Annotated in this window: 15 protein-coding genes; 7 read left to right on the plus strand and 8 right to left on the minus strand. The window is 70.6% G+C overall.

All coding sequences use genetic code 11. The annotated features are described in order from the left end of the window. The coding region (locus JMF86_RS12580; protein ID WP_201317004.1) for a hypothetical protein at window positions 1-300 on the plus strand (300 nt) is incomplete at its 5' end. A 27-nt stretch (window positions 301-327) separates the two neighbouring features. Here JMF86_RS12580 and JMF86_RS12585 read toward each other — a convergent pair. Then, entirely contained in the window at window positions 328-1173 is an 846-nt protein-coding gene (locus JMF86_RS12585; RefSeq protein ID WP_011546028.1) for an aldo/keto reductase, read from the minus strand. A gap of 167 nt (window positions 1174-1340) precedes the next feature. On the opposite strand from JMF86_RS12585, the gene JMF86_RS12590 reads away from it, so the two are divergent. Next, the gene (locus JMF86_RS12590) at window positions 1341-2087 is read left to right on the plus strand and encodes a GntR family transcriptional regulator (protein WP_011546029.1); all 747 of its coding nucleotides are present in this window, start codon (window positions 1341-1343) and stop codon (window positions 2085-2087) included. A gap of 21 nt (window positions 2088-2108) precedes the next feature. Here JMF86_RS12590 and JMF86_RS12595 read toward each other — a convergent pair whose 3' ends face one another. Then, a complete protein-coding gene (locus tag JMF86_RS12595; protein ID WP_201317005.1) occupies window positions 2109-3500 on the minus strand; it encodes a CoA transferase in 1392 nt (463 codons plus the stop codon). Window positions 3501-3640: 140 nt separating this feature from the next. Between JMF86_RS12595 and JMF86_RS12600 the strand changes: the two genes are divergently transcribed. Beyond that, window positions 3641-4873, plus strand: a complete 1233-nt coding sequence (locus tag JMF86_RS12600) for a citrate/2-methylcitrate synthase (RefSeq protein ID WP_011546031.1) — start codon at window positions 3641-3643, stop codon at window positions 4871-4873. Here JMF86_RS12600 and JMF86_RS12605 read toward each other — a convergent pair. Next, window positions 4846-5169 (minus strand): DUF2917 domain-containing protein, encoded by a 324-nt coding sequence (locus tag JMF86_RS12605; RefSeq protein WP_011546032.1) that lies wholly within the window; start codon window positions 5167-5169, stop codon window positions 4846-4848. The two genes, JMF86_RS12600 and JMF86_RS12605, sit on opposite strands and share 28 nt — an antisense overlap. Before the next feature lie 239 nt (window positions 5170-5408). Between JMF86_RS12605 and mdtD the strand changes: the two genes are divergently transcribed. Further along, window positions 5409-6845: a multidrug transporter subunit MdtD gene (gene mdtD / locus JMF86_RS12610; protein ID WP_011694373.1), complete on the plus strand. Its 1437-nt coding sequence runs from the start codon at window positions 5409-5411 to the stop codon at window positions 6843-6845. Between the two features lie 167 nt (window positions 6846-7012). Beyond that, window positions 7013-8287 carry an EAL domain-containing protein gene (locus JMF86_RS12615; protein ID WP_011546034.1) on the plus strand — a complete coding sequence of 425 codons (1275 nt, stop codon included), beginning with the start codon at window positions 7013-7015 and terminating at the stop codon, window positions 8285-8287. Between the two features lie 19 nt (window positions 8288-8306). On the opposite strand, the gene JMF86_RS12620 is transcribed toward JMF86_RS12615, so the two are convergent. Genes JMF86_RS12620 through JMF86_RS12630 form a run of 3 tightly spaced genes read right to left on the minus strand, consistent with a single transcriptional unit; the run spans window position 8307 to window position 10584 of the window. Beyond that, on the minus strand, window positions 8307-8912 hold the full coding sequence (locus tag JMF86_RS12620) for a bifunctional 2-polyprenyl-6-hydroxyphenol methylase/3-demethylubiquinol 3-O-methyltransferase UbiG (protein ID WP_011546035.1): 606 nt from the start codon (window positions 8910-8912) through the stop codon (window positions 8307-8309). A 42-nt stretch (window positions 8913-8954) separates the two neighbouring features. Next, entirely contained in the window at window positions 8955-10067 is a 1113-nt protein-coding gene (locus tag JMF86_RS12625) for a 2-dehydropantoate 2-reductase (protein WP_011546036.1), read from the minus strand. Next, window positions 10060-10584 (minus strand): DUF962 domain-containing protein, encoded by a 525-nt coding sequence (locus JMF86_RS12630; protein ID WP_011546037.1) that lies wholly within the window; start codon window positions 10582-10584, stop codon window positions 10060-10062. Before JMF86_RS12630 ends, JMF86_RS12625 begins: the two co-directional genes overlap by 8 nt. 81 nt (window positions 10585-10665) lie before the next feature. Here JMF86_RS12630 and JMF86_RS12635 point away from each other — a divergent pair, with 81 nt between their 5' ends. Next, window positions 10666-11373 (plus strand): Crp/Fnr family transcriptional regulator, encoded by a 708-nt coding sequence (locus JMF86_RS12635; RefSeq protein ID WP_011546038.1) that lies wholly within the window; start codon window positions 10666-10668, stop codon window positions 11371-11373. 106 nt (window positions 11374-11479) lie between these two features. Then, on the plus strand, window positions 11480-12691 hold the full coding sequence (chrA, locus tag JMF86_RS12640) for a chromate efflux transporter (protein ID WP_011694375.1): 1212 nt from the start codon (window positions 11480-11482) through the stop codon (window positions 12689-12691). Between the two features lie 101 nt (window positions 12692-12792). On the opposite strand, the gene sodB is transcribed toward chrA, so the two are convergent. Further along, the gene (gene sodB, locus JMF86_RS12645; protein ID WP_011546040.1) at window positions 12793-13371 is read right to left on the minus strand and encodes a superoxide dismutase [Fe]; all 579 of its coding nucleotides are present in this window, start codon (window positions 13369-13371) and stop codon (window positions 12793-12795) included. 232 nt (window positions 13372-13603) lie between these two features. Then, a complete protein-coding gene (gene xseA / locus JMF86_RS12650) occupies window positions 13604-14986 on the minus strand; it encodes an exodeoxyribonuclease VII large subunit (protein WP_201317006.1) in 1383 nt (460 codons plus the stop codon). Window positions 14987-14994: the final 8 nt, after the last annotated feature.

Consider the following 14994-nt stretch of genomic DNA (forward strand, 5'->3'; position numbering starts at 1 on the left):
GGCAGTGGCGGAGCCGGCAATGGCGGCGCCAACGGCGTCGGCAACGGCCGTGGCAATGGCGGCAACAGTGGCAATGCCGGCGGCAGCAACGGTAACGGCGGTGGAGGCGCGGGTAACGGCGGCGGGAGCGGCGGCGCCAACGGCACCGGCGGCCACGGCAATGGCGGCGGCAACGGTAACGGCAATGGCAGCGGCGGCGCCGGCAACGGCGGTGCCAACGGCGTCGGCAACGGCCATGGCACCGGCAACGGCAATGGCGGCGGTCACGGCAACGGCGGATCGTCCGGCGGCAACCACTGACCCGACGCGTTGCCCGGCCGAAGTCGGTCAGAGCATCTCGAGCGCGCGCTTGCTGCGCGGCGGACGGAAATATGCGTCAAGCTGCGCGCGCTCGTCATCGCTGAACACGACATCGAGCGCGGCGCGGTTGTCGCGCACGTGTTCGATCCGCGACGCCTTCGGAATCGCGAATACGCCCGGCTGCGCGAGCACCCACGCCAGCGCGACGCGCATCACCGACACGCCGCGCAGCCGCGCGATCTCGTCGAGCGGCGAGCGTTTCGGCAGCCGCCCGTGATCGACCGGGCTGTACGCCATCGCCGGAATACGATGGTCGGCCAGCCACGGCAGCAGGTCGAATTCCGGGCCGCGTCGCGCGATGTTGTAGAGAATCTGGTTGGTTGCGCACGCACCGCCGCCCGCCTCGTCGACGAGTTCGGCCATGTCGGCCGTATCGAAGTTGCTCACGCCCCAGTGGCGGATCTTGCCCGCGCGCTGCAACGCGTCGAAGCCCTCGACCGTTTCCGCGAGCGGCACCGAACCGCGCCAGTGCAGCAGGTATAGATCGAGGCGATCGGTACGCAGGCGCTTGAGGCTCGCGTCGCACGCGGCGACGACGCCACGCCGGCTCGCATGGTGCGGGTAGACCTTGCTGACGAGGAACACGTCGTCGCGCAAGCCGGCGAGCGCGTCGCCGACGAGTTCCTCGGTCGCACCGTCGCCGTACATCTCGGCTGTATCGACCAGCGTCATCCCGAGTTCGATGCCTTCGCGCAGCGCGGCGATCTCGTCCGCGCGCCGCGCCGGCCGCTCGCCCATTTCCCAGGTGCCCAGGCCCAGCTTCGGAATCGTCTCGCCGTTCGGCAAGACGACCGTGGCGATCGTGTCTGTCATGCGTGTCCTCGTCGCGGATTCGTGGCCGCCCATCGCGGCCGAAGCATCGGATACGACGCATCAGTGTAGTCAATCGGTGCGCCCCCGGCCTATTACGCGGCAAAAACCGGCTATAACGGCGCGGCATGATGACTTAGAATGGCCGCAACCTGATCGATACCCATTGTATGAAGGCACCCACGGACGACCGCTGGCAGGACCTGCGCCCCGACCCCGACAACGATACGCCGCTCTACCTGCAGCTCGCCCGCAAGCTCGGCGATGCGATCCACGACAACCGCTGGACGGCCGGCGAAGCGCTGCCTTCCGAGCGTGTGTTGTCCGAAGCGCTCGGCGTGTCGCGCATCACCGCGCGCAAGGCGATTGCGCTGCTCGTCGAGCAAGGCCTGATCCGCCGTACGCAAGGCGCGGGCAACTTCATCCAGCCGCGCTACGAGGACCCGCTGTCGCGGCTGTCGAGCTTCAGCGAGATGCTCGAGCGCCGCGGTTTCAAGCCGAGCTCGCAGTGGCTCGCGCGCGAAATCCAGCCCGCCAACCGCGACGAAGTGATCCAGCTCGGCCTGTCGCCGGCCGCATCGGTTACGCGCCTGAAACGCCTGCGTCTCGCCGACGGCATCGTGATGGCCGTCGAGAACTCGACGTTCCCCGCGACGCTGATTCCCGATCCGCAGGCAATCGCCGGTTCGCTGTACAGCTATCTCGAAGCGCGCGGCACACCGATCGTGCGCGCGCTGCAGCATTTCCGCGCGGTGAACGCGACCGACGAGATCGCCGAGCAGATGGGCATCGCCCCCCACGACGCCCTGCTGCTGATCACGCGGATCGGCTATACGTCCGACCAGCGCGCGATCGAACTGACCGATACCTACTGCCGCAACGACTACTACGATTTCGTCGTCGAGCTACGCAAGTAACGCGAGCCGCGCCGCCTCCCCTCACAGCCAGCGCGCGTCGTCGGTGCCGAGCGGCACGGGCGGCCGCGCGAACGACGGCGGCGTCGCCGACAACCGCTCGGCCGGCCGCACGGTATCGAGCGCGCCGAACGGCGACGCGATGCGGTCGATCCGGTCGCGCACGTCGGCCAGCGCGAGATCGGGCGCCTGCAGCCCGTCCGGCACCGCGCCGAACGACTGCAGCCAGCGCCCCGTCTGCGCGAGCGACATCCGCACGTGCCAGCTTCCCCCTTCGCGCGCCCGCCGGGCGAGCGCGATCATCGCGCCGAACGCCGCGAGATACCCCGTTGCATGATCGAGCGCCTGGCACGGCAGATGGCGCGGCCCGCTCGCCTGCGCGGCCTGCTGCTCGTGCCATGCGATGCCGCTCGCCGACTGCACGAGGCTGTCGAACCCGCGCCGCTGCGCCCACGGCCCTGCATGCCCGTACGCCGACACCGACACGTAGACGATGCCGGGCCGCCGCGCCGCCAGCGCATGCGGCGTGAAACCGCGCGCGGCGAGCGCGCCGGGGCGGTACGACTGCAGAAACACGTCCGCCTCGCGCGCCAGGGCGTGCAGCGTATCGACGCCTTCCGCGTCGCGCAAATCGATCCACGTCGAACGCTTGCCGCGCCCGTTGTCGATCACGAGCGGCGCGATGTTCGGCAGGTGCGGACCGTTGACGAGCAGCGTCTGCGCGCCGTGCGAGGCCAGCGTGCGGCCCGCGACCGGGCCCGCGATGATGCGCGTGAGATCGAGCACGCGCACGCCGGCCAGCGGCTGGCTGGCGTCGCCGCGGCCGATCGGCTCGGCCGGCGCGTCGCCGATCCGCTCGATCTCGAACAGCGGCAGCGACGCGATCGCGCGCGCCTGCTCGTGCGCCGCCCATTCGTCAGGGGTTCTGATCAATGCCGCGCACAGGCCGGCGTCGGCCAGCGCGGTATCGAGCGCCGCGCCGTCCCAGGTGCGGATCGCCGCGGCGACGTCGGCGGGCTGCCGGCCGCAGCCGAGCACGTCGAGAATACGGTGCAGGTGATGCGGGAAATTCGCGTGCAGTTGAATCCAGCGTCCGTCGCCCGTCTCGAAGAAGCCGGTCACCGGATGACGCAACTCCGGCGGTGGGCCGTCGTCCACGCGCAGGTAGCGTTCGCTGCGGAACGCCACGAGCGCGTCGCGCACCGACACGTCGACCGATTGCGCCACGCCCGTCCGCAGCCGATGGCATTCGGCTGCCGCGAGCCCGGCTGCGGCGATCGTCGCGGCGGCGAGCGTGCCGACATGAAACGTCGACGGTAGCGTCGGGTCCTGCCCGGTCACGGTCGTGCGGGCCAGCGTGTCGCGTTCGCCGCGTGCGAGTTGCCAAAGATGCGCCAAGGCGGAATCGGGTGTCATGGTGAAGGAGACGCCGTTGAGGAGACGGAATCGAGTCTAGAATTCGCGTCAGGCGCGATCAATCTTGATTGCGCGAATCAATACATAACGAATAGTTGTAGCGGGCCCGCGCTTCATGCGCGGCGACAGGAGCAACCGGCATGACGTCTCTCAGCGCGCAGGAAGCCGCCGGCATGCTCGGCGTCAGCGTGAGCACCCTTTATGCGTACGTGAGCCGCGGCCTGCTGCGCTCGCTGCCCGACGGCGCGACCAAGCGCCGCCGCTACGACGCCAACGAAGTGCGCCTGCTCGCGCGCCGCCGCGCCGACGCGAAGCGCGCGGGCGGCGTCGCCGAACGTTCGCTCGACTGGGGCGTGCCGGTCCTGGAATCGCGGATCACGCAGATCGCCGACGGTCGCCTGCGCTACCGCGGCACCGATGCGATCGCGCTGGCCGACGCGGCGACACTCGAAGAAACGGCCGCGCGGCTGTGGGACTGTGCGCCCGCGCGGCTGGCCGCCGCGTCGCTCGCGTCGACCGGTTTCGACGCGGCGCAGTGGGACGACTGGGCGCGTCGCTGGGCGCACCTCGCGCCGCTCGAACGCACGCTGGTGCTGCTGCCGGCCGCCGCCGCGTCGCTGCCGCGCCTGTGGGCGCAGGGGCGCGACGCACAGCTCGATTCCGCGGCGCTGCTGCTGCGCGTCGCGACGGCCGCACTCGCCGGCATCGCGCCGGGCGACGCGCCCGTGCACCAACAGCTCGCGGCCGCGTGGCGCGTGCGGCGGCGCAATGAAGCCGACCTGCTGCGGCGCGCGCTCGTGCTGTGCGCCGATCACGAACTGAATCCGTCGACCTTCGCGGTACGCTGCATCGCGTCGACCGGCACCCATCTGTTCGGCGCGATCTCGGGCGGGCTCGCGGCGCTGTCGGGGCCGCGCCACGGCGGTGAGACGTTCCGCGCCGGCACGCTGCTCGACGAAGCGGCCCGCGCCGCCGATCTCGATCGCTACCTCGCGCTGCGGCTGGCGCACGACGAACGCGCGGACGGCGGCCGCACCGCCCTGTCAGGCTTCGCACACCCGCTGTACCCCGACGGCGACCCGCGCGCGCGGGCGTTGCTCGATGCGCTGCACGCGGCGGCGCCCGAGCGGCCGGTGCTACGCGTCGCGCACGCGCTCGCCGCACGCGTCGAAGCGGCGACGGGCCTGCGGCCGACGATCGATTTCGCGCTCGCGGTGCTGGAGCGCACGCTCGCGCTGCCCGACGGCGCGGCATTCACGCTGTTCGCGGCCGGCCGCACGGCCGGCTGGATCGCGCATGCGCTCGAACAGTACGCGGACGGGAAGCTGATCCGGCCGCGCGCCCGCTACGTCGGCAGCGACGCGGCCGCGTGACGCCGGCCGTCGCGCCACACGGCGAACGGACGCCACCATGCAGACGCTGTGCGCACGGCCGGTGCCGCGAGCGGGCCGAATGCGAACGTCGCGCCGCGCGGCCCCGCGCTGACCCACGCGCGCATGCCGGGCAGCAAGGCCAAGGACGCCCCGGCACTCAGCCAGTGATCGTCTGGCTGGCCCTCGACGGTCACCCACACGTCGCCCTCGGCCACTTCGAGCAGCGTGCGATCGACGATCCGCCACCGTCCGGCCGGCTCGTCGCCGTCCATCACGTAAAGTCGCAGTTCGCGCATGGCAGCCTCCTGGTCGCACGGGTTCGATGACGCCAGTATTTCGGACAGTGACGGCACACGGACAGATACGGCCGCAGACACTTTTGGCTGAACTGTACTGGCCGTCCGACGGGGACAGGCTTCCCGCAGCCGGTCCGAGCCAGTCCGGTCGGCGGCCACACGACATACCGCGCCGAACCTGCACGGCGCGGCGGCTTTCCCTACAATGTCGGCTGTCCCGCGCCACCGCCCCCGCCGTCATGTTCCAACGCCCGCCCGCCGCCGCTCCCGGCGAAAAGAACCTCACCGTGATGCTCTGGCTCGTTGCGACGGGCTTCTTCATGCAGACGCTCGACGCGACGATCGTCAACACGGCGCTGCCGTCGATGGCCGCGAGCCTCGGCGAATCGCCGCTGCGAATGCAATCGGTCGTGATCGCATACTCGCTGACAATGGCGGTGATGATTCCCGTGTCGGGGTGGCTCGCCGATACGTTCGGCACGCGGCGCGTGTTCTTCAGCGCGATCCTGGTGTTCTCGCTCGGCTCGCTGCTGTGCGCGAACGCGCATACGCTGACGCAACTCGTCGCGTTCCGCGTGGTGCAGGGGGTCGGCGGCGCGATGCTGCTGCCGGTCGGGCGGCTCGCGGTGCTGCGCACCTTTCCGGCCGAACGCTACCTGCCCGCGCTGTCGTTCGTCGCGATTCCGGGCCTGATCGGCCCGCTGATCGGGCCGACGCTCGGCGGCTGGCTCGTGAAGATCGCGTCGTGGCACTGGATCTTCCTGATCAACGTGCCGGTCGGCGTCGCGGGCTGCATCGCGACCTTCTATTCGATGCCCGACTCGCGCAACCCGGCCGCCGGCCGCTTCGACCTGAAGGGCTATCTGCTGCTGACGATCGGCATGGTCGCGATCTCGCTGTCGCTCGACGGGCTCGCCGATCTCGGCATGCAGCACGCGGCCGTGCTGGTGCTGCTGATCCTGAGCCTCGCGTGCTTCGTCGCGTACGGACTGTACGCGGTGCGCGCGCCGCAGCCGATCTTCTCGCTGGAGCTGTTCAAGATCCACACGTTCAGCGTCGGGCTGCTCGGCAACCTGTTCGCGCGGATCGGCAGCGGCGCGATGCCGTACCTGATCCCGCTGCTGCTGCAGGTGAGCCTCGGCTACTCGGCGTTCGAGGCCGGGCTGATGATGCTGCCGGTCGCGGCGGCCGGCATGTTCTCGAAGCGGATCATCACGCGGCTGATCACGCAGCACGGCTATCGCAAGGTGCTGCTCGCGAACACGATCATGGTCGGCGTGATGATGGCGAGCTTCGCGCTGATGCGCGACACGGTGCCGGTGTGGGTGAAGGTCGTGCATCTCGCGCTGTTCGGCGGCTTCAACTCGATGCAGTTCACCGCGATGAACACGTTGACGCTGAAGGATCTCGGCACCGGCGGCGCGAGCAGCGGCAACAGCCTGTTCTCGCTCGTGCAGATGCTGTCGATGAGCCTCGGCGTCACGGTCGCCGGCGCGCTGCTCGCAACGTTCACCGGCATGCTGCGCACCGTGACGCCGAGCAACACGCTGCCGGCGTTCCATGCGACCTTCATCTGCGTCGGGATCATCACGGCCGCGTCCGCGTGGATCTTCGCGCAGCTCGCACCCGAGATCCGCAGCACCGCGCGCAAGACCGACCCGTCCGAGCGCGCGTGACGCGCGGCGCGCGCCGAATCGGGCCGGAACGCACCATCGCGGTGCAACGCGGCCCGACACGCGTGCGCATGTCGGCAGCGGCGGGCGGCCGCACACGGCGCCTGCCGTGCATACTTCTTGCTCGCGTATTCTGTAGGTAAACTGGGAGTCTTCCTTCGGCCGACATCATGAGCATGATCGAAATCGATCCCCCCGGCTTTCAGCCGCCCCGCCCGGTCGCCGGCGACGACGGGAACCGACGCACCGTGCTGTACGGCGGCTACACCGTGTTCAGCGTGTTCCAGCCCGTGTTCTCGGTGTCGCACCGGCGCGCGATCGGCTATCACGCGTCGCTGCGCGCGCACGACGAGGAAAGCCGCCAGGTGGCGTCGCACGAGGTGTTCACGCAGGCGGCGCGGCGCGGCGACCTGCTCGAGCTCGGCCGGCTCGCCGAATCGTTGCATCTCGGTAACTTCCACGCGTTCGACAGCCACGACGAATGGCTCTTCCTGAGCCTGCATCCGGCCGCGCTGATGGACACCATCTACGGCGACGCGCTGCTCGCGAACCTGAAGGCGCTCGGGCTGCCGCCGCACCGCGTGGTGCTCGAGGTGCCCGAACAGGCCGGCGGCGAGACGCCACGCTATGCGGCGATCATCGACGGGCTGCGCAAGGCCGGCTTCCTGATCGCGCTCGTCGGGTTCGGCGCGAAGCATTCGAACATCGATCGCGTGTGGCACCTGCATCCGGACATCGTCACGCTGGACCGCGGCATCCTCGCGCAGGCGAGCGAGCACTCGCATCTCGAACGCGTGCTGCCGGGGCTCGTGTCGCTGCTGCACGAATCCGGCCAGCTCGTGCTGATGGGCGGGCTCGCGACCGAACGCGACGCGCTGATCGCGCTCGAATGCGACGTCGATTTCGTACAGGGCCAGTACTTCGCGGGGCCGAGCGTCGATCCCGTGCAGCCGCAGGCCGCCGCGGGCTGCATGGATACGCTGTCGGCCGCGCTGCGGCTGCGCGTCGCGCAGCGCGAACGCACGCAGGCCGAACGGCTCGCGCCGTACGTGGCCGCGCTCGAGGACGCGAGCCGCAAGCTCGGCGCGGGCGAATCGCTCACCGATGCGGCGGCGGCCGTGCTCGGGCTGCCCGAGACCGCGCGCTGCTTCCTGCTCGACGCGTCGGGCCGCCAGATCGGCGACAACGTGCTCGCGCGCGGCAGCGTGTCGCAACGTGCGAAGCGCTTCCGCCCGCTGCTGCATTCCGAAGGCGCGAGCTGGGAACGCCGCCCGTACTTCATCGACGCGATGCGCGCGCCCGGCGGCGTGCATCTGACGCCGCCCTACCTGTCGATCAACGAGGCGCACCTGTGCGTGACCGCGTCGATCGCCGCACCGGCCGCGACGGGCATGCAGGTGCTCTGCGTCGACATCAACTGGGAAGCGGCGCTCAGCCGCGAGTGAGTTCGCCGGCGCGGCGCGCTCACGCGTCGCCGCCCGCCTTGCGCACGATCAGCCGGTGCACGCGCTTGCCGGACGACGCGCTGACGACCTCGTGTTCGTCGATCACGTGCACGCCCGCGCCCAGCGCCGCATGCATCCGCGCCGAATCGAGCGGCGTATAGAGGCGGCCGCGCTCGTCGCGCAACATGCCGCTTCCGGCCACCCGCCAGCTCAGGTACAACGTGCCGCCCGGCATCAGCAGATCGGCCAGCCGCGCGGCAGCCGCCGCTGCATCCGCCTGTTCGAGATGCATGACGACCGTTTCGCACAGCACGTTGCGAAACGCGCCGGACGGTACGCCGGCCAGCGCCGGCAGCGCGGCCAGTTCGAACGTCAGATCGCGATGGCGCCGCCGCGCCTCATCGAGCAGCGCGGCGCTCGCGTCGTAGCCGCGCACGTCGAAGCCGCGCGACGCGAGCCAGGCCGTGTCGCGCCCCGCGCCGCAGCCGACGTCGGCGGTCAGCCCCGGCGAGAAATGCTGTTCGAGCAGCGCGTACATGTCGTCGGGCGCAGCCTGGTCGAGCCAGTCCTGCGCGTATTGCGCGGCATGGGCGTCGTAGGCATCGAGAGTTGGGCGATCCACCATGGCGATTGCTCCGCAAGGGCGTCGGATGACGCACTCCGCATCTTAGTCGTTGCGCCCAGCCCGCGCCGTCGGCAAGCGCCGCGACGCCGGCCTACGCGGCCGGCACGTGGCCCGCACGCGGCGCCTGCGCGGCCAGGTCGGCCCACAGCGCATCGCCGCGCCACACCGGACGTGACGCCGCGCTTTCCGCGTCGTGGACGAGCGCGCACAGCCGCGCATTGACCGGCGCCGGGGCGCCGGCGCGCCGAAGCGCCCGGCCAGCCGCACGATTTCGCCGTTGATCCATTCGACTTCGGTCGCACGATGCGCCGCGAGATCGTCGGACATCGACGAGCGCGCCAACGGATCGATCTCGAGCATCCGGCCGCCGAGCACGCGGAAAGCCGCATCGGGCAGATCGAGCATCGCCGGAATCCATGCGGCCGGCAGCGGCGTCAAGCGCGCAGGCCGGATCGCGGCCCGCGCCAGCCAGTGCAGCGCCTCGCGCTGGGCCAATGCGACGCAGCGCCGGTACGTGCGTTGGGCGAGCTCGTCACGCAACGGCAGGTTCGCGAGCGCATTGACCGCATTGTTCAGGTTGAGCAGCAGCTTCGCCCACTGCACGGTGCGCATGTCGCGATGCAGCACGAGCGGCAGGCCGGCCCGCGCGAACAGGCCGGTGAACGGCTGCAGCGCAGGCGACGCGTCGACCGCCAGCCTCCCCGCCGAGCCCTGGTGAAACGCGCCGGGCCCGCGCTCGATCACGTTGAACGGCACCATGCCGGCCAACACGGTCGCTTGCGGGAGTGCGTCGCGCAGCACGTCGGCGTTGTGCAGGCCGTTCTGGAAGCTGATCATGATCGTGCCCGGCCGCAGCACGCCGGCCAGTTGCGCGGCGGCCTCGCGCGTGGCGGCCGACTTCACCGCGACGAGCACGAGCCGCGCGGCGGCCGCCGCGGCCGGATCGGTGGCGAATCGGACATCGGCCGGCGCGAGCGCCCCGCGATAGCCGCGCCGGTCGGTCAGCGTGAGTCCGTGCAGATGAATCGCGTCGCCGATCCGCGCGCGGCCGACGAGCGTGACGTGCGCGCCGGCTGCCGCGAGGCGGCCGCCGAGGTAGCACCCGATCGCGCCCGCGCCGAATACGCAGACCGGCCCGGCCGACGCATCAGACATGCGAATGCGCGCCGCCATGCACCGGGCCCGCGCGCCGCTCGACTTCGCGGCGTACGTCGCCGCGCAGCCCCACGAAGAACGCGACCTCGGCGACGACGAACAGCGGCCCGACGATCAGGCCGACCAGATCGTCGACGAACGCGGGCTTGCGGCCTTCGAACCAGTGCCCGACGAACTGCACGATCCAGCCGACGACGAACGCGCCGATGCCGATTGCAAGCCATTGCGCGGTCCGCAGCGGCGCCAGCGACTGCGCGGCCCACAGGCCGAGGGCGAGCAGCCCGGTCATCACGATCCCGAACCGCAGGTCGAGACGCAAGTAGAACAGCGCGGACACGACGGCGAGCAGCAGCGCCGGCGACAGCGCGATGCCGGCCAGCATCCCGAGCGCCGGCCGCGACAGCAGCACCTCGACCGCGAACACGATCATCGGGATGCCGACCAGATGCGTCGCGATGTTGCGCGCGTCGCGATGGTAGGCCGCATACTGGGAAAGATGATCTTCGAGGGTCTTCATGGCGTCTCCTGATCGGTTATTGAGCGCTATGATGCGCGTCACGCCCGAGAACCTCTGTCAGCTACCCGACATCGCGTGCCCATGCCTTCTTCGCTCGCCCCGTACCTGCCGCAGATCGAAGCGAACCCGTGGTTCGCCGGGCTGCCGCCCGCGCTGCGCGCCGCCCTGATCGCCCGCGCGACGCTGCGCCGCTTGCCGTCCGGCCACGCGCTGTTCCGGCGCGGCGACCCGCCGTGCGGGCTGTACGCGGTACTGGCCGGTTCACTCACGATAGGGGCGGTCGATCCGCAGGGCAAGGAAGCGCTGCTGACGGTGGCCGAGCCCGTCACGTGGTTCGGCGAGATCGCGTTGTTCGACGGCCAGCCGCGCACGCACGACGCCATCGCGCTCGACGACGCGCTGCTGCTGCACGTGCCCCAGGCCGCGCTGCTCGCGATCCTCGATACGACGCCGCAATACTGGCGGCAGTTCGCGCTGCTGATGGCGCAAAAGCTGCGCCTGAGCTTCCTGACCGTCGAGTCGATGAGCGTGATGCCGGCCGCGCAGCGGCTCGCCGCGCGGCTGCTGATGATCGCCGAAGGCTACGGCGGCATCAGCGCCGGGCGCACGCATATCCGGCTGTCGCAGGAAACGCTCGCGTCGATGCTGTCGCTGACGCGGCAGACCACCAACCAGTTGCTGAAGGCATTGCAGGCCGACGGCGTGGTGCGGCTGCACGTCGGCGAGATCGAGCTCGTGGACATCGACGCATTGCGCCGCGCGAGCGGGCTCGGCGACGGCGCGTCCTGAACGCCGCGCAACGGCCTCGGCAGGCCTTTGTCGACGCTGCGCGCTGCCCCGCAGCCGCCGAGTTGCGCTATCGTGGCGACTCGTTCCGCCAGCCGCGCGCACCGCCTTGAACACGTCGACCCTCCCCGCCCCCGCCCGTCATCCGTGGCCCGTCTTCATCGCGTTCCTGCGGCTCGGGCTCACGTCGTTCGGCGGGCCGGTCGCGCATCTCGGCTACTTTCGCGCGGAATTCGTCACGCGGCGCGGCTGGCTCACCGAGCGCACCTATGCCGATCTGGTCGGGCTGTGCCAGTTCCTGCCGGGGCCGGCGAGCAGCCAGGTCGGGATGGCGATCGGTCTCGCGCGCGCCGGCTATGCCGGCATGTTCGCCGCGTGGCTCGGTTTCACGCTGCCGTCGGCGCTGCTGATGATGCTGTTCGCGCTCGGCGTTCACGCGACGGGCGCGCCGATCGAAGCCGGCGCGCTGCACGGGCTGCGCATCGTGTCGGTCGCGGTGATCGCGCAAGCCGTATGGGGCATGGCGCGCACGCTGTGCCCGGACGCGCGGCGCGTCACGCTGATGGCCGCGGCCGCCTGCGTCGCGCTGCTCGCACCGGCCGCCTGGACGCAGGTCGCGGTGATCGTCGTGGCCGGCGCGGCCGGTGTCGTGCTGCTGCCGCAACCGGCGCGCGACGCGCACGAACCGTTGCCGCTGCACGTGTCGTCCCGCGCGGGCGTGCTGTGGCTTCTGCTGTTCGCGGCGCTGCTCGTCGCGCTGCCGTTCGCGGCCCGCGTGCTGCGCTCCGATACGCTCGCCGTCGTCGATGCGTTCTTCCGCACGGGTGCGCTCGTGTTCGGCGGCGGGCACGTGGTGCTGCCGCTGCTGCAGGCGGCCGTGGTCGCGCCCGGCTGGGTCGGCGATTCGGCGTTTCTCGCCGGATATGGCGTCGCGCAGGCCGTGCCGGGGCCGCTGTTCACGTTCTCGGCATTCCTCGGTGCGTCGCTGCGCGATGCGCCGAACGGCTGGCTCGGCGGCACGATCGCACTCGTGTCGATCTTCGCGCCGTCGTTCCTGCTCATCGGAGGCACCGCGCCGTTCTGGGAACGCCTGCGCCGCAGCGCGCACATGCAGGCCGCGCTCGCCGGCGTGAACGCGGCCGTCGTCGGGCTGCTGCTCGCCGCGCTCTATCACCCGGTCTGGACCGATACGATCGTCGCGCCGCGCGACCTGGCCGCCGCGCTGGTCGCCTTCGTCGCGCTGGTGTTCTGGCGCGTGCCGCCATGGGCCGTCGTGATCGCGAGCGCGGCGCTCGGCTGGCTGCTCGGCATCGCCGGCTGATCCGGCGGGCGCGGCACGTTCGGGCCGCGCAAAAACAAAAAGCCCTCGAAACGAGGGCTTTTTTCGATGCTGCGCGCCGTGGCGGCGCGCAGGCACCGGACTTACGCGAAGTTCTTCGCGGCGAAGTCCCAGTTCACGATGTTCCAGTACGCTTCGACGAACTTCGGACGGGCGTTGCGGTAGTCGATGTAGTACGCGTGTTCCCACACGTCGATCGTCAGCAGCGCCTTGTCGGCGGTCGTCAGCGGCGTGGCAGCGTTGCTCGTCGACACGATGTCGAGCGAACCGTCGGCCTTCTTCACGAGCCATGCCCAGCCCGAACCGAACGTGCCGACCGCGGCCTTCGTGAACGCTTCCTTGAATGCGTCGTACGAACCCCACTTCGCATTGATCGCGTCGCCCAGCGCGCCCGTCGGTGCGCCGCCGCCGTTCGGCGACAGGCTGTTCCAGAAGAACGTGTGGTTCCAGACTTGCGCGGCGTTGTTGAAGATGCCGCCCGACGACTTCTTCACGATCTCTTCCAGCGGCAGGTTTTCGAATTCCGTGCCCGGGATCAGATTGTTCAGGTTCGTCACATATGCCTGATGGTGCTTGCCGTAGTGGTACTGGATCGTCTCGAGCGAGATGGTCGGCGCGAGTGCGTCTTCAGCGTACGGGAGCGGCGGGAGCGTATGAGCCATGGCGATTCCTTCGTTGAGTATGTAGGGAGGCTGTGTTGGATGCTGCCGAGCGTCCGATTGTAGGCGAGGACGAATAACCCCGCAAACTCACGGGCCATTTATCCGCGGTATGCGGAAAAGCGCTGCTGGCGCGACGTCCGGCAGGACGAACCGGACGATGCGCAGCATTCGTGCCCGGCCGTGCCGCATGCGTTGCGACGATCCTCGCGTGTCTCGCGCGCCGCTTCTTGCGTCAGATCGTATCGGTCAGCCGCGGCTGCACGTCGGCGAGCGACACGTCGGCCGAGCCTTCGGCGAGATGCACGGTCAGGCGCCGCTGCGGCTTCAGCGCGTTCGGCGCGCGCACCGCACGGCCCGTCTGCGCATCGATCAGCGCCGCATAGCCGCGCTCGAGCGTACGCTGCGGGCTCAGCACCTCGAGCCGCGCGGCACAGGCCGACACGCGCGCCGTGTCGCGTTCGTGACGGCGCTGCAACGCGCTGGCCAGACGCTGCGACAGCCCCGCGAGCGCGTGGCGCGCCTGCGACGCATCGGGCCGCGCGCGCTGCCAGCGCAACTGCGCGAGCGCGAAACGCGCACGGGCATCGCGCACCGGCCGCGACGCCGCCGACGCCAGCCGCGCCGCGAGCTGCTGGACGTGCGTGCGCTGCCGCTGCAGCCGCTCGGCCGGACTCACGAGCCGGCGCGCGAGCCAGTCGAGCTGCTGCGCGCGCTGTTCGAGCCGGCGCGCCATGCCGCGCGCGAGCGCACGCTGGCGCTCGTCGACCTCGCGCAGCAGCAGCGCGCGCTGCGGGCTCGCGAGTTCGGCCGCGCCGGTCGGCGTCGGCGCGCGCAGGTCGGCCGCGAAGTCGGCGATCGTGAAATCGGTTTCGTGCCCGACGCCGCTGACGACCGGCAGCTCGCTCGCCGCGATCGCGCGCGCCAGCGCTTCGTCGTTGAACGACCACAGATCCTCGATCGAGCCGCCGCCGCGACAGACCAGCAGCACGTCTACCTCGCGCCGCGCATTCGCGGTCGCCACGGCCGCGACGAGCTTTTCGGCGGAACCGGCGCCCTGCACGGGGGCCGGATAGACGATCACCGGAATATGCGGCGCGCGCCGGGCGAGCGTGGTCAGCACGTCGCGCAGCGCGGCGGCCTGCAGCGACGTGACGATGCCGATCGCGCGCGGGTGCGCCGGCAGCGGCCGCTTGCGCTCGGGGGCGAACAGGCCCTCGGCCTCGAGCTGCGCCTTCAGCCGCAGGAATGCCTCGTACAGGCGCCCCTGCCCGGTGCGCCGCACGGCTTCGACGTTGAGCTGCACTTCGCCGCGCGGCTCGTACATCGTGACGACCGCGCGCACCTCGATGCGGTCGCCTTCGCGCGGCGTGAATTCCGCATACTGGGCGCGGCCACGGAACATCACGCAGCGCATCTGCGCCTGCTGGTCCTTGATCGAGAAATACCAGTGGCCGCTCGCGGCGCGCGTGAAATTCGACACTTCGCCGGAAATCCATAACAGCGGAAACGAGCGCTCGAGCATCGTCGAAATCGCACGATTGAGCGCCGAAACGGGAATCACTTCGTCGCCGCCGCGGGTGGTGCCGGGGGCGGAAAAAGGGGAATCGGAAAGCATGGGCGGTC

Source organism: Burkholderia sp. E168m15, assembly GCF_016586105.1.
Taxonomy (GTDB): domain Bacteria; phylum Pseudomonadota; class Gammaproteobacteria; order Burkholderiales; family Burkholderiaceae; genus Burkholderia; species Burkholderia orbicola.